Raw genomic sequence first — 22,865 nt, forward strand, 5'->3', positions numbered from 1 at the left:
AGAGAATCCGAATATGAGATGCGTGGCAGCACCTTCTAAGGCGTGCATCCGATGATGCATTCCGTGGAGAACCGATTTATTGCAATTGTCTGTGGCGCAATGCTCGTATTCATTGCCCCGCTGCTCGTTCTCTTCCTGAGCATTTCCAGCGATCGCATCGCGCGCGAGCGTATTCACAACATCGAGCTGCTGATGGCGGCAAGCGCCGAAGCGCTGGGCAAGCCGATCTGGGACTTCGACAGCGACGGCATCAAGCACATCGCCCGTTCTCTGATAAATGGCACCGATATCCTCTCCGTCACTGTGCGCGACCAGACCGGCTCGATCCTCGCCCAGATGCCGTTGGGCGGCGCAATAACGAGCGCCAAGGACCGGATCCTCAGCCTGCCCATTTCCTATCAATCCGTAGACGGATTGAAGGAGGTCGGTCGCGTCGAGGTGAGAGTGCCGACGCCGGGCCTTCTGTCGCAATTCAGCAAGGACGAATTGGCGATCCTCGCCATCCTGCTCTTTGCCGTCGCGATCGTCTTTGCCGCCGCACTCGTCGGCAATCGCTTCACGGTGATGCGCCCGTTGATGCGCCTCACGGCTGCGATCGAGGCGACCCGCCGGCTCGGCTCGCGCCACCGGGTCGACTGGACCTCCGACGACGAAATGGGCGCGCTCGCCGCCAACTTCAACGAAATGCAGGACCGGCTCGAGCGCGAAGAGACGGAACTGAAAAACGCACACGAACGCGTCACCGATATCTACAACCTGACGCCGGCGATGCTGTTTTCGCTCGACATCGACGGACGCCTGCTCGCCGTCAGCGACTATTGGCTGCTGGCGACCGGTTACGATCGCGATGAGGTCATCGGTCGCGACTTCGTCGACTTCATCGATCTGCACTGGCACGAGACCTATCGCAGCCATGCCAAGACAATCGCAGTCGGCGACCATGAGATCCGGGAGGTCACCGTTCCTTTCCGCAAGGCGGATAGTGAACTGATGACGGTGCTGATCCAGGAGACGAAGGCGACCGGCGAAAGCAGCCTGTCGCTCTCCGTCATGACCGATGTCACGGCACTGAAGCAGGCGGAAAGCCGCAACCACACCCAGGCGATCACCGACCACCTGACCGGCCTGCTCAACCGCCAGGGGTTCGAAGCGGCACTCGACGACGCGATCCGGCGGGCCGACGAATGCGGCATGCAGCTTGGCTGCCTGTTCATCGATCTCGACCGCTTCAAGTGGATCAACGACAACTTCGGGCACGCGGCCGGCGACGAAGTGCTGCGCCACACGGTAGAGCTCATCCATGACGCGCTTCGCCCCGGCGACACCATGGCCCGCCTCGGTGGTGACGAATTCGCCATCCTGATCTCCGACCGGGACGCCTCGGCGCTCGCAAGCGAGATCGGCGAACGCATCGTCTCGGCCCTGCGCGAGCCCATGCAGATTGCCGGCAACGAACTCCTCGTCAGCGCCAGCGTCGGCATCTCGGTCTATCCGGCCCATGCGGAAAACGCCTCCGACCTCCTGCTCAAGGCGGATATGGCCATGTACGCGCGCAAACACGATGGCAAGAACGGCCTGCAGCTGTTCGACGCCAGCATGCTCGACGCGTCCCGCGAGCGCCATGAGATTGAACAGTGCATCGAAGCCGGGCTGAAGGACGACCACTTCGAGGCCTGGCTGCAGCCAATCGTCAGTCTTGCTGACGGGCAGATCGCCGGCTTCGAGGCGCTGATGCGCCTCAACCACCCGGAAAAAGGCCTGATGCCACCCGGCAAGATCATCGGCATTGCCGAGGAAACCGGCACGATCGCCCGCATCGGCGACCGCATCCTTGAAAAGGCGATCCGCCACCTGGCTGCAATCTCCGAGCTGGACGGCACGCAGAACACCTACCTCGCCGTCAATTTCTCGCCGCTGCAGTTCGAGCTAACGCTGCCGCACAAGCTCGCCGCCCTGCTCCTGAAGCATCACATTTCGCCAAGCCGGGTCGTCGTCGAGATCACAGAGGCCGTCCTCATGCTCGACAATCCGGAAGTGCACGCGGTGCTGAAGCAGCTCAACGAATTCGGTTGCCGGATCGCGCTCGACGATTTCGGCACCGGTTATTCGTCATTGAGCTACCTCAACCGTTTCCCGGTCGATATCGTCAAGGTCGACCAGTCCTTCACCCGTTCACTGAGCTCCGGCACCGCCGACATCCGGCGCAAGAGCCGCATGCTGATCAAGGGCATCCGCACCATCTCGCACCAGATGGGCTGCACCGTCGTCGCCGAAGGCATCGAGACGAAGGAGCAATGGCAACTGTTGCGCAAGCTGGGTGTCGATTGCGGCCAGGGCTATCTTTTCAGCCGACCGATGCAGATCGACAGCATGCTGAAGATGCTGGAAAGCGACTCGGAGGCAAAGACGGCGACGGCAGCAGACAGGCGGGCATGATGTTCGCCGCCAGCGGTCGCGATCCCGATGGAGGTTCGGGACGCGAAAGCACCGCGCGGACACCGCAAGGCAGACAGCAAAAAGAGGAAGGCACGTGAAGGCGCTGATCCCATTATTTTTCCTCGGTCTCTTCACGACCGCTGAGGCGCAGACGATCAAGTTCGTCACCGAGGAGTATCCGCCCTACAATTTTTCGACCGAAAACGGTCCGAGCGGCGCTGCGGTAGACCAGGTCAAGCTGATCATGGAGCGACTGAAACAACCGTATTCGATCGAGGTTCTGCCTTGGGCGCGGGCGTTCATGCTGGCCGAGACCGATCCTGCCTATTGCGTCTTCACCACCGGCCACGACGCCGAGCGCGACAAGAAATTCCAATGGGTCGAGCCTCTGCTGGTCGATCACATGGTCATGGTTCGCCACGCCGGCTCCAACATAGCGCCGGCTTCGTTGGAAGCGGCGCGCCAGTACACCGTGGGCACGCAGCGCGAAGACTTTTCCGCAACCTATCTCAGGGACCACGGCTTTCCGAAGATCGACTATGCCGCCAACCTCGATTCCAGCCTGAAGAAGCTGATCGCTGGACGTGTCGACCTGCTGATGACGTCCGAGAAGACCTTCCAGAGCATGCGCAGCGAAGGCAAGCCGGTCGAAGCGGCACTCGTGCTTGAAGGCAAGCTCTATGGCATTGCATGTCACCGTGACGTATCGCGCGCAGCCATCGCCGCAATGCAGCGCGAGCTTGACCGGTTGATCGGCAACGGCACCCAGGACGAGATCTTCAAGCACTACGGCCTCACACCGAATGCCAGCCTGCGCGCCGAGAAATAAGCGTTGACTTCCCTCGGGCACGATGATTTTGGATGGCCCCACCCCGAAATCATCGACGCGTGACGACATGCTGATCATCGTAGGGCTTGGCAATCCAGGTTCGAAATACGCCGCCAACCGGCACAACATCGGCTTCATGGCGGTCGACGTCATTCATCGCCGGCACGGCTTTTCCTCCTGGTCGAAAAAGTTCAAGGCCGAGATCGCCGAGGGCGACATCGCCGGCGAACGCGTCCTGCTGATGAAGCCGCAAACCTTCATGAACCTCTCCGGCGAGTCCGTCGGCGAGGCCATGCGCTTCTACAAGCTGCAGCCGAAGGATATCACCGTCATCTATGACGAACTCGACTTGCCGGCCGCCAAGGCGCGCATCAAGGTCGGCGGCGGCCATGGCGGCCACAACGGCATCAAGTCGATCGACGCCCATTGTGGCAAGGAATACCGCCGCCTGCGCCTCGGCATCGGCCATCCCGGCGTCAAGGATCTGGTGCACGCTCACGTGCTCGGCGACTTCGCCAAGGCCGACCAGACCTGGCTGGTGCCGCTGCTCGACGCCATCGCCGACAATGCCGATATGCTGGTTCGGGGCGAGGACTCTCAGCTTCTGAACAAGGTCGCGCTCGCGACCGGCGGCAAGCCGGAAGTGGAGAAGGCCGAGGCTCCGAAAAAGCAGGGCGCGCAATCGCACATCCATCAGGCGCGCAACTCGGCTCAGCCGAAGAAACTGCCGGCCACCGGCCCCATGGCTGACATGCTGAAGAAGATGTTCGGCTCGAAGGGCGACTAGCTTCCCGTTTGGGGAGCGAGCACTAGTTTTCGCTCAGGTCGGCTTTGAAGACCGGCCTGGAGCACGCCCTATGAGCCACCCGGTGATTGACTGGCTTCTCGCTTCGGATCCTTCGATCCGTTGGCAAGTGATGCGCGACCTGCTGGATGCCCCGGAACCCGTGTGGAGGGCCGAGCGCGCCAAGGTGGAGACCGAAGGCTGGGGTGCCAGACTGCTTTCGTATCAGGACGACGACGGCCAATGGGCGGGCGGCGCATTCATCCCGGCGGGATTTGACGCGAACGAATGGTCAGAGCGCGGCCAGCCCTGGACCGCCACCTGCTTTTCGCTGTCGCAGCTCAGGGAATTCGGCATCGACCCGTCGTCGGATCGGGCGAGAAGGACCGTCGAACTGATCGGTGCCAACTCTCGTTGGGACGAAGGCGGTCAGCCCTATTGGAAGGGCGAAGTCGAGGAATGCATCAACGGCCGAACCGTCGCTGACGGCGCCTATTTCGGTGTCGACATCTCACCCATCGTCGAAAGGCTCGTCACTGAACGCCAGGCCGATGGCGGTTGGAACTGCGAACGGGCGAACGGCTCGACCTGCTCCTCCTTCGCCAGCACCATCAACGTGCTCGAAGGATTGCTGGAGTTCGAAACGGCAACCGGCGGCACACCGCAGTCCAAGGCGGCACGCCGGACCGGCGAGGAGTATCTCCTCACGCGTCACCTCTTTCGCCGCCTGAGTACGGGGGAGCCCGCGAACAAGCGCTTCCTTTGCCTCTGCCATCCAAGCCGCTGGCACTACGACATCCTGCGCGCACTCGACTATTTCCGCGCGTCGCCCCTTCGGGCCGGAGCCCCGCCCGATCCGCGCCTCGGCGAGGCCATCGACCATCTTTGCTTTCGACGCGATGAGAACGGCACCTGGCCGCTCGACTGGAGCCCGCCCGGGCGCGTGTGGTTCGATATCGATGACGCGGCCGGCGCGCCCTCGCGGTGGGTGACGCTCAAGGCGATGCGCGTGCTCAAATGGTGGAATACGTCCGCACCGGTGAGCAAGGCACCTTGGCTCCCTCCGCATCAAACGGATTGCTGCGAACCCGAAAGAGACCTGAACGCCTAGGCGGCCCTATGCGCTGCCAGAAAGATGCGCACCGCTTCCGCGGCATGGGCCTGCAGGACCGCCGGTGTCGGAATGGCGCCGTCGCCGAGCAACATGGCGTCGTTCACCGGTCCGCCCATGACCAGCCAGTTGAAGAAACCGCCGGCGGCCTGCACATCCTTGACACGGATATCGCCCTTCTCGTCATAGCGCTTGAAGGCGGCCGCCAGCCGCCTGATCGAGCGCATCGGTCCACGCTCGTGCAAGGCTTCGCCGAGCTGCGGAAATCGCTCGACCTCGGCAATGACCAGGCGCCGCACCTGCATCAGCCTCGGCGTCATCACGATCGTCAGCAGCTGGGTGGCATAGTCGAGCAGGAATTCTTCGATCGGCTCGTCGCCATCCGGGTCGGCGACCTGTTCCTGGAACTCATCGCCTGCCCCGCCCGTCATGCTGCGCACGACTTCCAGAAACAGCGTCTCCTTGCTCTGGAAATGGGAATAGACGGTCTGCTTCGACACCTCCGCAGTCGCCGCGATCTCATCCATGTTGGTGCCGAGAAACCCGTGTTTCAGGAAGAGATCGCTGGCTGCACCGACGATCACTTTGCGGGTGCGCTCCATGCGCGTCTTTGCGCCGTTGCTCAAACCTGCCTCCCCTATCCGTACGTCACCAAATCACTGGATGCGCAGAATAGGCCAGTCGGATTGACAAATCAAACTGGACGGTCCAGTCTAGTCAGTGAAACGAGATCGGGAGAAGGTCATGGTGAAACCGCAAGCAAGACATCGGGTTGCCGCCTGCCGATGCGGGCTGGTTGCCTTTGAAGCCGTTGGCGAACCGATCGTCGGCGCCGCCTGTTACTGCACCAGCTGCCGCACCGCCGGCGAGCGCTTCGAGGCCCTGCCCGAGGCGTCGCCGGTGCTCGAAGCCGACGGTTCGACGCGCTTCGCCCTCTACCGCAAGGACAGGATCCGCTGCATCAGGGGCAGCGAGCTGCTGCGTGAACACCGGCTGACGCCCGAGGCGCCGACACGCAGGGTGATTGCGAGTTGCTGTAACGCCGCCATGTTCCTCGAATTCAAGGGCGGTCATTGGCTGAGCGTCTACAATCAGCGTTTCGCCCAGCACGAACAACCACCACTCGAAATGCGAACGATGACGAAAGACCGCAAAGCAGGCGTCGAGTTCGCCGACACGCTACCGAGCTACAAGACGCATTCCGGCCGCTTCATGTGGCGGCTGTTGACGGCCTGGGCGGCCATGGGATTCAAGGCACCCAGGATCGACTATGTGAAAGGCGAGGCCAATGGCACCTGAAGCTGGGAAGATCGAGATCGAAAACATCGTCTCTCCCGGCCACAAACACCGCGTCGACCGGGTGAAATACGAGGCAATGCGGGACGCCTTGCTCGCTGTGCTGCCGCGGGCCGCGCCGGGGCTGAGCGTTGCCGAAGCGAAGGAAAGGCTATTGCCACTGCTGCCGCAGAACCTTTTCCCTGCCGGCGCGAAGGCCGGCTGGTGGCTGAAGGCAGTTCAACTCGATCTAGAAGCCAAGGGCACGATCGCCCGGGTAGCGAGCAAGCCGCTTCGTCTGCACAAGAAGGCGTAAGGCAAGCCGGCGAACACCGGGCATCCTCAACGCCCGCCGCTCGTTATTCCTCTGGTTCGGTGGTGAAGAGCAGCGGAAAACCCGCTTCCTTGGCAAGATCGGTCGCCGCTTTGGCCTTGGTTTCCGCAATGTCGCGCACACAGACCACGACCACCGATGTGCCCATCTTGTGCGCCGTCATCATCACGCGGTAGCCGGCCTCCTCGCTCATATGGAACACGGCCTTGAGCACGCCGACGACGAACTCGCGCGGAGTGTAGTCGTCATTGAGCAGCATGACCTTGTAGAGCTTCGGCCGTTCGAGCTTCAGCTTGACCTTCACTTTGACTTTTCTGGCAACCTCGTTGTCACTCATCGGTACCACCCCGTTGATGACAGAAAGAACGGCACGAGCGCCACCGCACAAGTCCTTACATCGCAATCGATTTAAGGACAGAGCCATGCAGCGGATCTCAGTGCTACAGCGGAGCGAGCGTGTCTCTGAAATGGCGCACCGCCGTATGGGCACTATCCTACGGGCGAGCGCACCGATCAAGCAAAAGCCGACACTCAGCTGTCGCGCCGACGGCCGACGAACATCTTCGCCTCTGGGTCACACGAACGTGCCCGCTCCAGCGCCGCCTCCGCCGTCTGCTTGCGCGCAAGTACCGCGTGGAAAAAGCAGTGCACGAAGAGCGGCGCATCCGTCCCTTCGGGCGAGCCATCGGGAGCGACGTAGAGAGCTGCGCCACCCGCCCCGACAAAGGCATCGCCGTAGGCCTTGCCGCCGGTCTCGCAGCAGGTGCTGAGAACGATCTTGCCGTCGAGCCTGGCATGCTCGGCGACCACCGCAGGCGGCAGGCTGCCCTCGATCAGCATCGACGTATCGATATCCTCGATGTAGTCACCGAAGACGAAACCGTTCTCGTCGCCGTGGCCGCAGATGACCAGATGCTGGTGCACGAGTTCGCCGCCGCCGATCAGGGTCAGGAAATCCCCAGGTGTTCCCGGCAGGTGCAGCGTGACAACGGCGCCAAGGCTCTCCAGCATGGAGCGGATCAACAGGGCTTCCAACGTGTCGCCAATGTCGACGACGGCCACCGGCACGCGCGGGAACATGAATTTCTGATCGATCAATGCGGGCTCCTCAGACGTTTTGCCGCGACGAGACCGGCGGTTTTCTGAGCGCATATGCGGCCCAAATACAGCGCGTTCAACGGCGCAAGCCCCTTATTTACCGTGAACGGGGCCTCCGCCCTTGACCAGGAAGCGCCCTTCCCGCATAGCCACGCCAACTGAATTTCTAGGATACGGACGAGACCCCATGGGCTTCAAATGCGGTATTGTGGGACTGCCGAACGTCGGCAAGTCCACCCTCTTCAACGCGCTGACCAAGACGGCAGCCGCCCAGGCGGCCAACTACCCGTTCTGCACCATCGAGCCGAACACCGGCGAAGTGGCAGTGCCGGACCCGCGCATGCGCAAGCTCGCCGACATCGCCAAGTCGAAGGAAATCATCCCGACACGCATCTCCTTCGTCGATATCGCCGGCCTCGTGCGCGGCGCGTCGAAGGGCGAAGGCCTCGGCAACCAGTTCCTCGCCAACATCCGCGAGGTCGATGCCGTCGTTCACGTGCTGCGCTGCTTCGAGGATGACGACATTACCCACGTCGAGGGCCGCATCAACCCGGTCGCCGATGCCGAGACGATCGAGACCGAGCTGATGCTCGCCGACCTCGAGAGCCTGGAGCGCCGCACCGAGCAGACACGCAAGCGCGCCGTCGGCAAGGACAAGGATTCCATGGCGCAGCTTCCAATCATGGAAGCCTCGCTGAAGCTGCTGCAGGACGGCAAGCCGGTCCGCACGCTGCTTTCGACGCTCGACGCCGAAGAACTGCGCATCCTCCAGGGCCTCAACCTCCTGACGGCGCATCCGGTGCTCTATGTCTGCAACGTCGCGGAAAGCGATGCGGTCGACGGCAACGAGCACACCCGCGCGGTCGCCGAAATGGCTAAGGCGCAAGGGGCCGAAAGCGTCGTCATTTCGGCGGCGATCGAATCCGAAGTGGCCCAGTTGCCGGAAGACGAATCCAAGGAGTTCCTGAGCGCGCTCGGCCTCGAAGAAGCCGGTCTCGACCGTCTGATCCGCGCCGGCTACAAGCTGCTCGACCTCATCACCTATTTCACCGTCGGCCCCAAGGAAACGCGCGCCTGGACGATCCAGCGCGGCACCAAGGCACCACAGGCCGCCGGCGTCATCCACACCGACTTCGAGCGCGGCTTCATCCGCGCCAACACCATCGCCTACGAAGACTATATCGCGCTCGGTGGCGAAGTTGGCGCCAAGGAAGCCGGCAAGGCGCGCGACGAAGGCAAGGAATACGTCGTCCAGGACGGCGACGTGATCCACTTCCGCTTCAACACGTAAGGTGCGAAGCGCAACCGCGCCCCATACCTGATCGAAGTTTCACGGCGCGGCATGCAACCGCGCCGTCATCGTTTCCGGCAGCAGATCGATGACGATGCGGCGCAACCGCTGCCAGAAGATGCCGATGAACAGCACGGTCACGCCGACAATCGCAAAGGCGATGAAGACGTAGCTGTCGAGCGAAGCACCGGTCTTGCTCAGCATCGTCCACACCGCGCCCCCGAGCGACAGCAGCCCTGAAGTGACGAACGCACGACGGTCGATGACGAGCCCCACCAGCATGAAGGCCGCAACGATCAGGATCGCGGCAACCGCCTGGCCGAAGCCGGCCTGACCGTCCCACCAGCTGTCGCCGCCATTTGACAGGAAAACCAGGCCCATCAGTGCGTAGAGCAATGCAGGTGCTGCGGCCAGGTGCAGCCAGAAAGCGGTGTCGGAGCGCGCGGTCTCACGTTGTGGATCGGAAACGTCATAGCGCATGGCGGCGGCAAAAAGCCCCAAGGCTCCAACAAGAACGGTGAGTGCGAGAAGCATGAAATGGTCTTCGTTGGCAAGGTCGATCCCGAAGATCTTCTCAAGGGCAAGAAGGATCGCGACCACGCAGATGAGCGCGATCGAAACCATCAGACCGGCCAGCGCCAGCGGTACGCGATAGCGCCAGTAGAACAGGCCCAGCGGAACCGGGAACGCCGACAGGTAAGCGAGCGGAAAGACAAGCGGCTTCCAGGCATCGTCATGCTCGCCCACGAACCACAGTGACGTCGTCCCGACCCAGTGCACGAGCGCAATCGTCAGCGCCACTGACGGCAGTGCCAGCCGTTGGCGCCGCACCAGTATTTCGGCGAGGATGAGGATGACCGGCAGCGTTGCGAACGGACCACCGAGCCCCCAAAGGCCGATCAGCACGACAACGACGCCGATGGTGATCAGGATATCGTGAAATCCGCGCACGAACCGCGGCTGCTCGCTGTCTTCGGCTGCACGCGCATCGAGCGCAGCGTCGTGCCGTTCCGCGACGGCATCCGCCGCCGCCGGTCCGCAGATTATGCCGCGGTCCGCGAGAAACGCTTCCAGATCTCTCACCTGGCTCGCTGAGATGATCCCTTTTTCGGCTGCGCCCGCGAGCGCTCGGTTCAGTTCCGTCACGAGCTTTCCTCGATGAAACATTGGCGGATATGGCTACGTGGTTGCACGGACATGCGACAAGCGCAACCTGAAACCTTGACGGACACGCGATGCCGCCGCCGTCGCGCTCAAATGGATTCCGCTTCGAGAGATTATGCAGTAGGTAAGGCGCAGCAAATCAGACGGGACAACTCAAGCATGCTGTATTTCGAGGATTTTTCCGAAGGGCGGCGTTTCGACTACAAGCCGGTCGAGATGAAACCGGCGGAGATGATTGCCTTCGCCAGCGAATTCGACCCGCAGCCCATGCATCTCGATGAGGAAGCGGGAAAACGCAGCATTCTTGGCGGTCTTGCCGCTTCCGGCTGGCACACCAGCGCCGTCGGCATGCGCATGATGCTCGACGCCTTCATGGGCAATTCGACGTCTCAAGGGTCACCCGGCATCGACTTCATGGACTGGAGGAAGCCGGTCATATCAAGCGATATTCTCAACGGCTTCAGCCTCGTGCTCGAAGCGCGGCGGTCGAAATCGAAGCCCGATCTCGGCATCGTCAAATTCCGCAACGAGATCACCAACCAGGTGGGTGAACCCGTGGCAGTCTCCGAATGCACCGTTCTCTTTCGCTGCCGCGAAAAGGTGCATGCCTGATGATGACGATGGAAGAATTCTACGCCGCCAGGGCCAAGACCACCATCGGCAGCCTGACCTTTGCGGCCGAAGACATCATCCGCTTTGCCCGCAACTTCGACCCGCAGCCCTTTCATCTTGATGAGGAGGCAGCGCGGCATTCGCTGTTCGGCGGGCTGTGCGCCTCGGGCTGGCATACCTGTGCCGGATGGATGCAATGCTTCGTCAAGTTCTGGCGAAACGAGCAGCGCCGGCTTGCCGCCGAGGGCCTGCGCGCGCCGAACCTCGGCCCCTCGCCCGGCTTCCGCGACCTCAAATGGCTGAAGCCTGTCTATGCCGGCGACACGGTCACCTACTTCGTGACCTTCCTCGAGAGCCGCACGCTTGCCTCGAAACCCGGCTGGCGGATCAACACGATCCTGTGCGAAGGCGACAACCAGCATGGAGAGGCGGTAATCCGCTTCGAGAGCAAGGTGATCGAGTTCGTCTGACGCGGCGAGGCCGCCAGCCTTCGGCGCCACGCTTTCTTTTAGGAGGCGCCAAGGTCGCTGCAACGCAGCTCCTTAAATTCGCCGCTGACCAGGCGCAGACTTCCAGTCTGCAAGCAAGTCGCGCACCTCGGCCGCATTTCCGCGGCTTGAGGACAGCGATCCGCTCGTACCGGAGGAGCAGCCATGGAGAAAACCCATGTCCGCGAACTGGCGGACGAATATGTGCGTCTCGGCGGTCACCGTCGTGTCGTCATAGACGACAACGAGACATCGGTCAGAAGCTGGGAGGAAGAACCGCCGGAAGCCGAAAGCTTCTGGCGGAATGAAGTGGAAACACTTCCACTGGCAACACAGCGTGAAGTTCAGCTGATGTTGCGCACGATCAATCGGCTCTAGGGCGGAGACGAGAAAGGGGCGCAGCTTTCGCCCATACTCCACTCTGGTCCTTGATCAATGGCCTTCGAATTCGATCAGCGTGCGGACGTTGACGCCAAGCGCTTCGAGCTTCTTGCGTCCGCCGAGTTCGGGGAGATCGATGACGAAGCAGGCGGCGACGATATCGGCGCCCATCTGCTTCAGAAGCTTGGTGGCCGCTTCCGCCGTACCGCCGGTCGCAATCAGGTCGTCGACGAGGATCACCTTCTCACCCGGCTTGATCGCGTCCTTGTGCATCTCCATCTCGTCGACGCCGTATTCCAGGCTGTAGGCGATACGCACGGTGTCGTGCGGGAGCTTGCCCTTCTTGCGGATCGGCACGAAGCCGGAAGACAGCTGGTGCGCGATCGCGCCACCGAGGATGAAACCGCGCGCTTCGATGCCGGCGATCTTGTCGATCTTCGTGCCCGCATAGGGATGCACCAGCTCATCGATCGCGCGACGGAATGCGCGCGGATTGCCGAGCAGCGTGGTGATATCGCGAAACATCACACCCGGCTTCGGATAATCAGGAATGTTCCGGATGGCGGAGATCAGTTCCGATTGAACGGTGGTCATGGGCAAAAGGCCTTTGCGTCTCTTGTTACCGCAAACCCATAACACCATCGGCCCCGTTGTCTATAACGGTTTCTTCTCGCATCGGCGGCGGGAACAATTGGCCCCCCCTGGGGGTTGATGCTACTCTAATCGCGCGGTCGCCCGACCGGCACGCCGCGCTCTCGCATCAAGCTTTAGACAGGGAAGGAAGCACCATGCGCCTGTTTGAATGCGGTTCCCTCGTCCCGGGTTGCGAATGGCACACACGCGCCGACAACGATGCCGAAATCGTTCGCCGCGTCGTCGAGCACATGCGCGAAACGCACGGCGAGACGGTCATTCGCGAAAACATGATCGATAACATAAAGGCCCGGATCACCGACGAGTCCAAGGCGGCTTAAGCCGTCCCCATGGCGGCCTAAGCCATCCTCAAGGCGGCGTAGCCGTCCGGCCAAGAAGCGTTTGCGGACGAGGCGGCGTAGCCGTGCGATCAGCCCGGCTGCACCATGGCTTCGAGCCGGGCGACGAGATTTGCCCGGTCGAGATTGAAGTTGCGTTCGATCCAGAGGTTTTCCAGTTCGCCGAGGATCTCCCCCACTCTCGGGCCGGCCGGAACGCCGGCCTTCAGCACGTCTCCGCCATTCAGCGGGAAGCTCGGCCGCTTCCAGGCCTCGGCGCGCGCCAGCAGCCGGCGCAGTGCCGCGGTCTCGGACAAAAGCGCCGGGTCGCCTTCCGACTTGCGCCGCGCCGTTGCCAGCGCCAGCTGCAGCTGGACGACGATCCCCTCCACACCATGACGATAGAGCAACCGGTCGAAGGCCGTATCGACGGTGGTCGCCGGGACCGCCGGCGCCTTGGCCCAGCGGCTGAAATAGGCGGCTTCCGCCTTCGACAGACGCAGACGCTCCGCCATCGCCTCGAGCCGCTCTTCGTCCGGCGGCACGATCGCCGCCAGGCGCAGAAGCGGATCCGGTGCCCAGCCAAAGGCCCGCTCGGCGGTTACGATATCCGGGATCGCATCGATGCCCCATTTTTCCGATTCCGGCAAGATCTCGGTCAGCACACCGGCCTGGCGCATCCACAGCAGCGCCCGGCCCGGATCGGCGGCGGAAAACAGTTTCTTCGTTTCGGCCCAGACCCGTTCGGCCGAAAGCGTCTGAAGTTTCGAGCGCGCTTTGGCGCAGGCGCGTAAGCCATCGGCATCCGGCCGGCCGTTGCCGTAGTGGGCAAAGAAGCGGAAGAAACGCAGGATGCGCAGATAGTCCTCGGCCACCCGCTCAGAGGCATCGCCGATGAAGCGCAGCGTACGCGTCTCGATGTCCGACAGCCCGCCGACATCGTCGAACACCTCGCCGCGGTCGTTAGCGTAGAGTGCGTTGATGGTGAAATCCCGCCGTTCGGCATCCGCCTTCCAGTCGGTACCGAAGGCGACTTCCGCACGGCGCCCATCGGTCGAAACGTCACGGCGGAGCGTTGTCACCTCGTAAGGCGTCCCGTCGATGACGAGTGTCACCGTGCCGTGGTCGATGCCTGTCGGCACCACCTTGATGCCCGCCGCCTTCGCGCGCTCGGACACTTCCTCCGGACGCCAGGTGGTCGCCATGTCGATGTCGCCGGCCGGCAGCCCCATCAGGCTGTTACGCACCGCGCCGCCGACGACCCGGACCTCGCCGCCCTCGACATTCAGGACCTCGAAAACGCGGCGGAGAGAGGGCGATGAAAACCAGCCTTCGCCGGCAACGGAAGTCATGCATAGAGCCTTTCATAGAGCATGCGGAGAATACCGGCGGTGATACCCCAGATATTATGGTCACCATAGGGCATTCGGTAGAAATGCCGTTCCTCGCCCTGCCAATGCCCACGACCGCGGGCGTGATTGCTCGGGTTCATGAGGAAGGACAGCGGCACCTCGAAGACGCTTTCGACCTCGTCCGGATTGGCCATCAGCTCAAAGCCGGGCTTCACCACAGCCAGCACCGGGGTAATGCGAAAACCGGACATCGCCATGTAGTGCGGCAGCCGGCCTATGGTTTCGACGAAACGCGGATCGAGACCGATCTCCTCCTGCGCTTCGCGCAGTGCCGCCACTTCGACGGACCGGTCCTCGGGATCGACAGCCCCGCCGGGAAAGGCGACCTGGCCGGAATGCTTGCGCAGGCTCGCCGTGCGCTGGGTGAGGATGACGCTCGCATCATCGCCATCGTCGACGACGGGCACGAGGACTGCGGCATCCTTCAGATGCAGCGTCTCCAGATAGGGCACGATGCCCGGATTGAGCAGGAAGTCGCCATGGTCGCGCCACGAGGTTTCCACCGGCCCACCCATCTGGGTCAGCGCACGTCGACGGAACTCGTCAGCGGAGAAGAGATGCCGGTTCATCGCGACAGCGCTTCCAGCTCTGCCACCGGCATGATCGGGAAGACGGCACCGGCGGAGCGCACGCAGAACATCTCGGTGCCATCGACTTGAAGCGTCTCTCCGAGTTCGACGATGTCATACATGACCGGCCGCGACACCAGCGCCTCCAGGCGCCCGCGCACATGCAGATAGGGCTTCAATTCCCGGTTCTCGCCATGGATGACGAAACGCAGCGGATGCTCCGGTCCGGCTTCGACCACATCGCCGACATTGGTGCGGAATGTCAGCACCTGCCCCTCGTCCCCTTGCGTCACACTCATCTCGACGGCGACGAAGGGTGCATCGACGATGCGGATGCCGACCTTTTCCACAGGAGTCACAAGATAGGTGCGCCCGTCCTCGTCCTTGCGCAAGACGGTGGAAAACAGCCTGACCAGGGGCTGCCGGCCGATCGGCGTGCCCAGATAGAACCAGGTGCCGTCGGCGCGGATCTCCATGTCGATGTCGCCGCAGAATGGCGGATTCCAACGGTCCACCGGCGGCAGGCCGCGCACCTTTTCGCCAGTCTGCCCCGCAGCGCGCGCGATCAGTGCCGCCAGTCCGGCGGCATCGCCGGTTTGCTGAATTTCGGCTTCTGCCATTGTTCCGTCCCGTTTGACCCCGATTTTCAGATCGAGACCTTTGATATCTCACGAGATAGTGCGTCGGCGCCGACTTGTCAGCCGTCCGGCAGGGTCTAAATTGGAATTTGGCAACTGAAATCCCGGTATAGGGCGATTCGGTTTAACAACGGGCGACCGGGGAGTACGACCATGACTGTGATGAAGGGCGCGGCCGAGGCGATCGACGAGAAGGCGATTGTCGCAGCCGCCGAAAGCGCACTCGGTGAAATCGCCCGGGTGCGCGCCGAAGTCGGCAAGGTCATCTTCGGCCAGGAAAGCGTGGTCGAGCAGACCCTGCTCGCCGTGCTCTCCGGCGGCCACGCCCTGCTCGTCGGCGTTCCCGGTCTAGCCAAGACGAAGCTCGTAGCGACGCTCGGCACCGTGCTCGGGCTTAATTCCAGTCGCGTGCAGTTCACGCCGGACCTGATGCCCTCAGACATCCTCGGCTCCGAAGTCATGGACCAGGATTCGGCCGGCCATCGCTCGTTCCGCTTCATTCCCGGCCCGATCTTTACGCAATTGCTGATGGCCGACGAAATCAACCGCGCTTCGCCGCGCACGCAATCGGCGCTGCTGCAGGCGATGCAGGAGTATCACATCACCGTGGCAGGTGCGCGCAAGGACCTGCCGGCGCCCTTCCACGTGCTTGCCACCCAGAACCCGCTGGAGCAGGAAGGCACATACCCCCTGCCCGAGGCTCAGCTCGACCGCTTCCTGATGCAGGTCGATGTCGGCTATCCCGATTTTGCCGCCGAGCGGCAGATCCTGCTTGAGACCACAGGCGTCAGCGAAGCGACCGCCCACCCGGTCATCGATGCCGCACGGCTGCAGCAGATCCAGAGCCTCATCCGCCAGATGCCGGTCGGCGAAAAGGTGGTCGATGCGATCCTGTCGCTGGTGCGCTCCGCCCGTCCGGGCAACGGCAATGCCGCGACCGACAAGAATGTCGCCTGGGGCCCCGGGCCCCGCGCCGGCCAGGCGCTGATGCTCTGCGCTCGCGCTCGCGCGCTCTATGACGGCCGCCTGGCTCCATCGATCGATGACATCCTGGCGCTTGCCGAGCCCGTGCTTCAGCACCGCATGGCGCTCACCTTCGCTGCCCGCGCCGAAGGCATGACCGTGCGCGACGTCATCGCCGATCTGGTGAAACAGGCCAGAGGCTGACGAATGGCCACCGTCGGGCACATAGTCTCGCGTACTCCCGCTGGTGAAGTGCTTTCACGCGCGCAGCAGCGCGCCATGCTCGTTCCCGACTGCCTGGTCGAAGCGCGACGGATCGCCAACACCGTGATCTCCGGCTGGCATGGCCGGCGCAAGCGCGGCATCGGCGAAAATTTCTGGCAGTTCCGGCCCTATAGCGACGGCGAAAGCATGTCGCGCATCGACTGGCGCCGCTCGGCCCGCGACGACCACACCTATGTCCGCGACCGCGAATGGGAAGCAGCGCACACCATCTGGCTATGGGCGGATCTTTCCCCGTCGATGATGTACAAGTCGAAGCTCGGCGCCGTCTCCAAGGAAAGCCGCGCGCTGGTGCTGATGCTGGCGCTCGCCGAAATTCTCGCGCGCTCCGGCGAACGCATCGGTTGCCCCGGCATCATGGAGCCGATCTCGGCTCGCAACGCCGCCGAACGGCTGGCGACGGCAATCATGCTGAGCCCGCTTGCAGAGGGCCTCCCCGATACCGGGATGATCCGCAGCGCCAGCGATCTCGTGCTGATTGGCGATTTTCTCGACCCGGCGGAAAGGATCATGGACCGCCTCGGTCCGCTGGCACGACGGGGGTTGCGTGGCCACGTGGTCGAAATCGCCGACCCCGCAGAAGAGGTGTTTCCCTATAGCGGCCGGACCGAGTTCACCGATCCGGAGACCGGCGAGAAGCTGACGGCCGGCCGCGCCGAAGTTCTGCGCGAGGACTATCAGCGCGCCTATGTCAGCCGCCGTGACAGTCTGGGCGTAACCCTCCGCCACCTCGGCTGGACCTTCACCCCGCATAGAACCGACCGGCCCGCCTCCGAGGCGCTCGTCGCCGTGCACACCTATCTTTCCGGCATGCCCGGACGCGCGACGCACGGGGGCCAGCTATGAGCGGCTTGCCCTTCCTCTTTACCAATCCCGCCATCCTCGCCGCGCTGGTGGCCCTGCCGGTCATCTGGTGGCTGCTGCGCATGACGCCGCCACGACCTGCGGCCGAAGTCTTCCCGCCGCTGCGCATCCTGGCGTCCGTCATGAAGCGCGAGGAAACCCCGGCGCAAAGCCCCTGGTGGCTGACGCTGCTGCGCATGCTGATGGCCGCCGCGGTGATCCTGGCGATTGCCGATCCGGTGTTCAACCCGCGACAGAACACGCTTTCTCCCGCTGGCCCGCTGGCGCTCGTCATCGACAACAGCTGGGCGACGGTCTCCGACTGGGATCGGCGGGTCGAAGCCGCCAATGCGCTTATCGACGATGCGGAGGCGAAGGACCTGCCGGTATCGATCGTCTTCACCACCGACCGGCAGCACGATGCGACCCCGGCTTCCGCTGCCAGTGCGCGCGATCGCCTCGCTGCGGCGCAGCCGCAACCGCTACCAGCCGTGCGCGATCAAGCGCTCGCCGCCATGAAAGCAGCCCTCTCGGGCACGCCCCCCGGCACGCTTGCCTTCCTCAGTGATGGTATCGAGGCCGGGGACGGTCAGACGATGCGTCAGGTCACGGAGATTGGCGCTGCCAACGTCCGCCGGATCGAAGGCAATGCAGAAAGCGCCATCGCGCTCACATCCGCGACCAATGAAAACGAGGGCATGCGGGTCACGGCGTCGCGTTTGCCGCTTGGCGAACCGCGTGCCTATTACGTCTTTGCCCGCGACGCGCGCGGCACAGCCATTGCCGAAGGCGAACTCCGCTTCGGTGCAGGCGCCACGACGGCGAATGCTCTGCTGAAAGCCCCCTTCGAACTGCGCAACGACTTCGCACGTCTGACGATCGAGGGCCAGGCGACGGCCGGCGGTATCCACCTGCTCGACGATGGCAATCGCCGTCGTCGCGTGGCGCTGCTGAGCGGCGAGGTTCACCAGTCGCAGCCGCTGCTTTCGCCGCTCTATTACATCAAGCGGGCGCTAGAACCGCATGCCGACCTGATCGAGCCGCGGGAGGAAGCAATCGGCAAGGCGATTGCCGAGCTTCTCGCTCAAAATCCGTCGATCCTTGTCATGGCCGACGTCGGCCGGTTGCCGGACGAAAGCTATCCGCTGGTCACGCGCTGGCTGGAAAATGGCGGCATGCTCGTTCGCTTTGCCGGCCCGAGACTAGCGGGTGCGCCTGCCGACGATCCGCTCGTGCCTGTCGTGCTCAGGCAGGGCGAACGGTCTCTCGACGGCGCCCTCTCCTGGTCAGAGCCGCAGCCGCTTGCCGACTATCCGTCGTCCAGCCCCTTTGCCGGCCTCGAGCATCCGCGCGATGTCCTCGTCAAACGCCAGGTGCTGGCGCAGCCGACACCGGACCTGGCCGAACGGACCTGGGCCAACCTCGCCGACGGCACGCCGCTGGTCACGACAGCCGAACGCGGGCGGGGACGCATCGTGCTTTTCCACGTGAGCGCCGATCCGGGTTGGTCGAACCTGCCGATTTCAGGCTCCTTCGTCGACATGCTGCGCAGGTCCATTCAGCTTTCACGTGCCGGCGGCATTGCTGGCGACCAGACAAACAAGGCGCAGACCCTGCCACCCTATCGCCTGGTAAACGCCCGGGGAGAGCTGACCACGGAGACGGGCAGCGCCCGGCCGCTTGAAATCACCCCCGGAGTGGCGCCAACCGTTTCCGCAGACACACCGCCTGGCCTCTATGGCTCGGAAGAGGGTTTCGTTGCCAACAATCTTCTCCCCGACGGCGGCAGCCTCGCTCCGATCAGAGGCAATCTCGTCAGTGAACGCGCGGAAGGGCTGGAAGGCGTGCGCCCGTTCTCGATCCGGCCATATCTCTTCGGGCTTGCACTGATGCTTTTCCTGATCGACACGTTGATCGTGCTTTACATGGCGGGCGGCCTCACAGGATTGCGCCGCCGCACTGCCGGTGGCGCCGCCGCGGCAGCCGTGATTGCAACCCTTGGCCTCGCCACGCTTGGTGTTACTGCACTGGCACCCACGATTGTTCACGCGCAGGATAGTCAGCCCAGCGACGAAGAGACATTGCAACGCCTCGACACGACCCACCTTGCCTATGTCATCACCGGCGAGGCCGAGGTCGATCGATTGTCGGAACAGGGCCTGCTCGGTCTCAGCAACTACCTGACCTATCGCACAGCCCTGGAACCGGGGGCGCCTGTCGGCGTCGATCTGGAACAGGACGAGCTGGCGTTCTATCCGATTATCTATTGGCCGGTTTCGGCCACGGCGCCGATGCCGAGCAGCAGGGTGATGAGCCGGATCGACGCCTATATGCGCAACGGTGGGACCGTCCTCTTCGACACGCGCGACCAGTTTTCATCACTCACGCCTTCGGCGGCAGGTGACAGCCCCAATGTGCAGCGCCTTCAGGAAATGCTGAACGGCCTCGACATTCCACCGCTGGAACCGGTGCCCTCCGACCACGTGCTGACAAAGGCCTTCTACCTGCTTTCGAATTTTCCTGGCCGTTATTCCGAGAGCCAGTTGTGGGTGGAAGCCGCCCCCAATGATGCCGCGGAACAGAGCAACCGGCCGGTACGCGGCGGCGACGGCGTCACGCCGATCATGATCACCGGCAACGACTTCGCCGGCGCCTGGGCTGTGGACGCCAACGGCGCGCCGCTTCTGCCGACGGTGCCGCCGGACGAAATGCAGCGCGAATATGCCTATCGGGCGGGCGTCAACATCATGATGTACATGCTGACCGGCAACTACAAGTCCGATCAGGTTCATGTGCCGGACCTCCTCCAGAGGCTTGGGCAGTGAGGGCTGATCGATGACTTATGGTTTTGCTCCGCTGCTTCCGCTGGTGTTCTTCGTGCCGCTCCTGGTCGTCGCGGCGCTGTTGATCGCCTATGGCCTGTGGCGAAAGATACGCGGCGCCTGGCTGCGCGCCCTCGCCTTGGCCGCACTCGCCTTGGCGATTGCCAATCCGTCCATCTTCGTCGAACTGCGTGACCCGCTCTCGACAATCGTCGCAATCGTGGTTGACCGCAGCCAGAGCCAGCAGAATGGCGACCGCACCGAGCAGACCGATCGTGCGGTCGAGGGCCTGAAGGCGCGGCTGGCGGCGATACCTCTGATCGAGCCCCGCATCGTCGAGGCCAAGACCGATCCGGCGAGCGTTTCGCCGGCGACCAACCTCTTCTCCACGCTTGCAACCGCGCTCTCCGATGTTCCGCCGGCGCGCATCGGCGGCGCCATCTTCGTGACCGATGGCCAGATCCATGACGTGCCGGACGTCGCCCGCAAACTGGGCTTCGACGCCCCGGTTCACGGGCTCATCACTGGCAAGCCTGATGAATTCGATCGGCGTGTCGAGCTCATCAACCCGCCGCGCTTCGGCATCGTCGGTGAAGAGCAGAAGCTCTCCTTCCGGGTCGTCGATGACGGTGCCGCCCCTGGCGGAACCGCGGAAGTGAGCATCCGTCTCAATGGCAATGAAATCGCCCGGGAACGGGCCGAGCCGGGCACCGACGTCCCTTTCAGCTTCAAGGTCACGCGCGGCGGCAACAACGTGCTCGAGTTCGCGGTGGATGCGGTTCCCGGAGAGGTGACCACGACCAACAACCGTGCGGTCCACGTACTCGACGGCATTCGCGAAAACCTGCGCGTCCTGCTCGTATCCGGCGAACCTCACGCCGGTGAGCGCGCCTGGCGCAACCTGCTGAAGTCCGATGCGGCAGTCGATCTGGTGCACTTCACCATTCTGCGCCCACAGGAAAAGCAGGACGGCACCCCGATCAACGAATTGTCGCTGATCGCCTTCCCGACACGTGAACTGTTCGTCGACAAGATCAACGAGTTCGACCTGATCATCCTCGACCGCTACCAGCATCGCGGCCTGCTGCCGATCCTCTACTACGACAACATCGCGCAATATGTGGAGAATGGCGGGGCGCTGCTGATCGCCGCCGGCCCGGAACATGCCGGCGACGATTCGATCGCTGCAACGCCGCTCTCGGCGGTGCTGCCGGCCGCGCCCACGGGTGTCATGAACGAGAAGGCCTTCTTCCCCCGCCTGTCGGAGGAGGGAAAGAAACATCCGGTCACCCGTGGCCTCGAAGGTTCCGACAGCGAACCGCCGCACTGGGGCCGCTGGTTCCGTACGGTCGATGTCGACAGGCCGCAGGGCAACACGGTGATGGAAGCGGCCGACGGCAAGCCGCTGCTTGTGCTCAACCGTGTGGGCAAGGGCCGCGTCGCCATGCTGCTCTCCGACCAGGGCTGGCTTTGGGCGCGCGGCTTCGAAGGCGGCGGTCCGCATGTCTCGCTCTATCGCCGCACCGCCCATTGGCTGATGCAGGAACCTTCGCTCGAGGAAGAAGCGCTGACCGCGCGCGCCAGGGGCCGCACGCTGGAAATCACCCGCCAGACCATCGACGGCGACCCGGGTCCCGTTTCACTCGTCTCCCCCTCGGGTCAGAAGCAGGAAGTGAAGCTGACCGAGCGCCAGCCGGGTCTCTACTCGGCCGAACTCGCGACGACCGAGACCGGTCTGTTCGAGATGGCCAATGGCGAACTCACCGCACTCGCCCATGTCGGCGATCCCAATGCGCCCGAGTTCAAAGCAGCGATCTCGACCGAGGACAAGCTGCGCCCGTGGGCGGAAAAGACGAAGGGACTGGTGCGGCGTCTCGCAAGCGCCGACGGCCCGCTCGATCTGCCGACGGTCCTGCCGGTCAGGGGCTCGATCCGTTCAGCCGACGATCAGCGCCTTTCCATCCGCATGACGGACGAAACCGTGTTGAAGGGCATCAACTCGCTGCCGCTGTTTACCGGGCTTCTCGGGCTTGCCGCACTGCTCTTCCTGATCTCGGCCACCTGGTATCGCGAGGGACGATGACCGATCAGACCGTCGTCGTCCGCGACCTTCGCGACGCACCGCATTTCTTCGATGCAGTGGCTGACCGTATCTGGCGCGCCTGGTGGGAGCCGCATGGCTTTCCTCTGAGCCACATCACCGGTCTGCTTCAGCAAAGCCTCGCCGAAGAGGCAGAATCCCTTTGCCTGGTGGCCCATGTCGAAGATCGCTTCGTCGGCACCGCCTCGGTGATCGCCTCAGACCTTGAAGAGCGACCGGATCTCACCCCTTGGGTGGCGGCCGTGTGGGTCGACCCGCCGTTCCGCGGCGCGGGCATCGGCGGCGACATCGTGCTCAAAGCCGCCCACGCAGCGCTCGATACCGGCGCCGAGGCCGTTCATCTCTGCGCCCTCCCCGGCAAGCGGGCCTTTTACGAACGCCTCGGCTGGCGGCTCGACGAAAAGGACGTGGGCACGGATCGCCTCGACGTCTTCAGCATGCGCCGCGCGTGAAGGGTTTTC

The 22,865-nt window shown here is 63.4% G+C and carries 24 protein-coding genes; 16 read left to right on the forward strand and 8 right to left on the reverse strand.

Annotated elements, in window-relative coordinates:
* Nucleotides 1–51: 51 nt before the first annotated feature.
* The 4 genes from PWG15_RS13060 to PWG15_RS13075 all read left to right on the forward strand — a co-directional run bounded on the left by PWG15_RS13060 (nucleotide 52) and on the right by PWG15_RS13075 (nucleotide 5,160).
* Nucleotides 52–2,436 (forward strand): putative bifunctional diguanylate cyclase/phosphodiesterase, encoded by a 2,385-nt coding sequence (locus PWG15_RS13060; protein ID WP_275020379.1) that lies wholly within the window; start codon nucleotides 52–54, stop codon nucleotides 2,434–2,436.
* A 94-nt stretch (nucleotides 2,437–2,530) separates the two neighbouring features.
* Nucleotides 2,531–3,265 carry a substrate-binding periplasmic protein gene (locus PWG15_RS13065; RefSeq protein ID WP_275020380.1) on the forward strand — a complete coding sequence of 245 codons (735 nt, stop codon included), beginning with the start codon at nucleotides 2,531–2,533 and terminating at the stop codon, nucleotides 3,263–3,265.
* A 67-nt stretch (nucleotides 3,266–3,332) separates the two neighbouring features.
* Nucleotides 3,333–4,052: an aminoacyl-tRNA hydrolase gene (pth, locus tag PWG15_RS13070; protein WP_275020382.1), complete on the forward strand. Its 720-nt coding sequence runs from the start codon at nucleotides 3,333–3,335 to the stop codon at nucleotides 4,050–4,052.
* Nucleotides 4,053–4,122: 70 nt separating this feature from the next.
* Nucleotides 4,123–5,160, forward strand: a complete 1,038-nt coding sequence (locus PWG15_RS13075; RefSeq protein ID WP_275020384.1) for a squalene cyclase — start codon at nucleotides 4,123–4,125, stop codon at nucleotides 5,158–5,160.
* Here PWG15_RS13075 and PWG15_RS13080 read toward each other — a convergent pair.
* Nucleotides 5,157–5,786 (reverse strand): TetR/AcrR family transcriptional regulator, encoded by a 630-nt coding sequence (locus PWG15_RS13080; RefSeq protein WP_275020386.1) that lies wholly within the window; start codon nucleotides 5,784–5,786, stop codon nucleotides 5,157–5,159. The genes PWG15_RS13075 and PWG15_RS13080 overlap by 4 nt on opposite strands.
* A 118-nt stretch (nucleotides 5,787–5,904) precedes the next feature.
* Here PWG15_RS13080 and PWG15_RS13085 point away from each other — a divergent pair, with 118 nt between their 5' ends.
* Nucleotides 5,905–6,459 carry a GFA family protein gene (locus tag PWG15_RS13085; RefSeq protein ID WP_275020388.1) on the forward strand — a complete coding sequence of 185 codons (555 nt, stop codon included), beginning with the start codon at nucleotides 5,905–5,907 and terminating at the stop codon, nucleotides 6,457–6,459.
* Nucleotides 6,449–6,751, forward strand: a complete 303-nt coding sequence (locus tag PWG15_RS13090) for a DUF6958 family protein (protein ID WP_275020390.1) — start codon at nucleotides 6,449–6,451, stop codon at nucleotides 6,749–6,751. The genes PWG15_RS13085 and PWG15_RS13090 overlap by 11 nt, the downstream gene beginning before the upstream one ends.
* A 43-nt stretch (nucleotides 6,752–6,794) precedes the next feature.
* On the opposite strand, the gene clpS is transcribed toward PWG15_RS13090, so the two are convergent.
* Together clpS and PWG15_RS13100 are read right to left on the reverse strand one after the other, a co-directional pair.
* Nucleotides 6,795–7,106 carry an ATP-dependent Clp protease adapter ClpS gene (clpS, locus tag PWG15_RS13095; protein ID WP_275020391.1) on the reverse strand — a complete coding sequence of 104 codons (312 nt, stop codon included), beginning with the start codon at nucleotides 7,104–7,106 and terminating at the stop codon, nucleotides 6,795–6,797.
* Between the two features lie 194 nt (nucleotides 7,107–7,300).
* Nucleotides 7,301–7,867: a hypothetical protein gene (locus PWG15_RS13100; protein WP_275020393.1), complete on the reverse strand. Its 567-nt coding sequence runs from the start codon at nucleotides 7,865–7,867 to the stop codon at nucleotides 7,301–7,303.
* Between the two features lie 187 nt (nucleotides 7,868–8,054).
* Between PWG15_RS13100 and ychF the strand changes: the two genes are divergently transcribed.
* Nucleotides 8,055–9,158 (forward strand): redox-regulated ATPase YchF, encoded by a 1,104-nt coding sequence (ychF, locus tag PWG15_RS13105; protein ID WP_104667533.1) that lies wholly within the window; start codon nucleotides 8,055–8,057, stop codon nucleotides 9,156–9,158.
* A 39-nt stretch (nucleotides 9,159–9,197) separates the two neighbouring features.
* On the opposite strand, the gene PWG15_RS13110 is transcribed toward ychF, so the two are convergent.
* Nucleotides 9,198–10,304: a hypothetical protein gene (locus tag PWG15_RS13110; protein ID WP_275020399.1), complete on the reverse strand. Its 1,107-nt coding sequence runs from the start codon at nucleotides 10,302–10,304 to the stop codon at nucleotides 9,198–9,200.
* A 177-nt stretch (nucleotides 10,305–10,481) separates the two neighbouring features.
* Here PWG15_RS13110 and PWG15_RS13115 point away from each other — a divergent pair, with 177 nt between their 5' ends.
* From PWG15_RS13115 to PWG15_RS13125, 3 genes are all read left to right on the forward strand, one after another.
* Complete coding sequence (locus tag PWG15_RS13115; protein WP_275020401.1) at nucleotides 10,482–10,934, forward strand: MaoC family dehydratase; 453 nt, start codon at nucleotides 10,482–10,484, stop codon at nucleotides 10,932–10,934.
* Nucleotides 10,934–11,404 carry a MaoC family dehydratase gene (locus tag PWG15_RS13120; protein WP_275020403.1) on the forward strand — a complete coding sequence of 157 codons (471 nt, stop codon included), beginning with the start codon at nucleotides 10,934–10,936 and terminating at the stop codon, nucleotides 11,402–11,404. Before PWG15_RS13115 ends, PWG15_RS13120 begins: the two co-directional genes overlap by 1 nt.
* Before the next feature lie 183 nt (nucleotides 11,405–11,587).
* On the forward strand, nucleotides 11,588–11,800 hold the full coding sequence (locus tag PWG15_RS13125) for a hypothetical protein (protein WP_275020405.1): 213 nt from the start codon (nucleotides 11,588–11,590) through the stop codon (nucleotides 11,798–11,800).
* 54 nt (nucleotides 11,801–11,854) lie between these two features.
* Here the strand turns inward: PWG15_RS13125 and PWG15_RS13130 are convergent, their stop codons facing one another.
* Nucleotides 11,855–12,397: an adenine phosphoribosyltransferase gene (locus PWG15_RS13130; RefSeq protein ID WP_223725125.1), complete on the reverse strand. Its 543-nt coding sequence runs from the start codon at nucleotides 12,395–12,397 to the stop codon at nucleotides 11,855–11,857.
* Nucleotides 12,398–12,591: 194 nt separating this feature from the next.
* On the opposite strand from PWG15_RS13130, the gene PWG15_RS13135 reads away from it, so the two are divergent.
* The gene (locus PWG15_RS13135; RefSeq protein WP_223725126.1) at nucleotides 12,592–12,777 is read left to right on the forward strand and encodes a DUF1059 domain-containing protein; all 186 of its coding nucleotides are present in this window, start codon (nucleotides 12,592–12,594) and stop codon (nucleotides 12,775–12,777) included.
* Between the two features lie 89 nt (nucleotides 12,778–12,866).
* Here the strand turns inward: PWG15_RS13135 and PWG15_RS13140 are convergent, their stop codons facing one another.
* The 3 genes from PWG15_RS13140 to PWG15_RS13150 are packed head-to-tail and all read right to left on the reverse strand — an operon-like array spanning nucleotide 12,867 to nucleotide 15,375.
* The gene (locus PWG15_RS13140) at nucleotides 12,867–14,126 is read right to left on the reverse strand and encodes a CCA tRNA nucleotidyltransferase (protein WP_275020410.1); all 1,260 of its coding nucleotides are present in this window, start codon (nucleotides 14,124–14,126) and stop codon (nucleotides 12,867–12,869) included.
* A complete protein-coding gene (locus PWG15_RS13145; RefSeq protein WP_275020412.1) occupies nucleotides 14,123–14,755 on the reverse strand; it encodes a CoA pyrophosphatase in 633 nt (210 codons plus the stop codon). The genes PWG15_RS13140 and PWG15_RS13145 overlap by 4 nt, the downstream gene beginning before the upstream one ends.
* Nucleotides 14,752–15,375 carry a DUF1285 domain-containing protein gene (locus PWG15_RS13150; protein WP_275020414.1) on the reverse strand — a complete coding sequence of 208 codons (624 nt, stop codon included), beginning with the start codon at nucleotides 15,373–15,375 and terminating at the stop codon, nucleotides 14,752–14,754. Before PWG15_RS13150 ends, PWG15_RS13145 begins: the two co-directional genes overlap by 4 nt.
* 171 nt (nucleotides 15,376–15,546) lie before the next feature.
* Here PWG15_RS13150 and PWG15_RS13155 point away from each other — a divergent pair, with 171 nt between their 5' ends.
* The 5 genes from PWG15_RS13155 to PWG15_RS13175 are packed head-to-tail and all read left to right on the forward strand — an operon-like array spanning nucleotide 15,547 to nucleotide 22,856.
* Nucleotides 15,547–16,560 (forward strand): AAA family ATPase, encoded by a 1,014-nt coding sequence (locus PWG15_RS13155; RefSeq protein ID WP_275020416.1) that lies wholly within the window; start codon nucleotides 15,547–15,549, stop codon nucleotides 16,558–16,560.
* 3 nt (nucleotides 16,561–16,563) lie between these two features.
* Entirely contained in the window at nucleotides 16,564–17,484 is a 921-nt protein-coding gene (locus tag PWG15_RS13160) for a DUF58 domain-containing protein (protein WP_275020418.1), read from the forward strand.
* On the forward strand, nucleotides 17,481–20,306 hold the full coding sequence (locus tag PWG15_RS13165; protein WP_275020419.1) for a DUF4159 domain-containing protein: 2,826 nt from the start codon (nucleotides 17,481–17,483) through the stop codon (nucleotides 20,304–20,306). The genes PWG15_RS13160 and PWG15_RS13165 overlap by 4 nt, the downstream gene beginning before the upstream one ends.
* A gap of 10 nt (nucleotides 20,307–20,316) precedes the next feature.
* Nucleotides 20,317–22,386: a hypothetical protein gene (locus PWG15_RS13170; protein WP_275020421.1), complete on the forward strand. Its 2,070-nt coding sequence runs from the start codon at nucleotides 20,317–20,319 to the stop codon at nucleotides 22,384–22,386.
* Entirely contained in the window at nucleotides 22,383–22,856 is a 474-nt protein-coding gene (locus tag PWG15_RS13175) for a GNAT family N-acetyltransferase (protein ID WP_275020423.1), read from the forward strand. Before PWG15_RS13170 ends, PWG15_RS13175 begins: the two co-directional genes overlap by 4 nt.
* Nucleotides 22,857–22,865: the final 9 nt, after the last annotated feature.

Source organism: Ensifer adhaerens (genome assembly GCF_028993555.1).
Taxonomy (GTDB): Bacteria; Pseudomonadota; Alphaproteobacteria; order Rhizobiales; family Rhizobiaceae; genus Ensifer; species Ensifer adhaerens_I.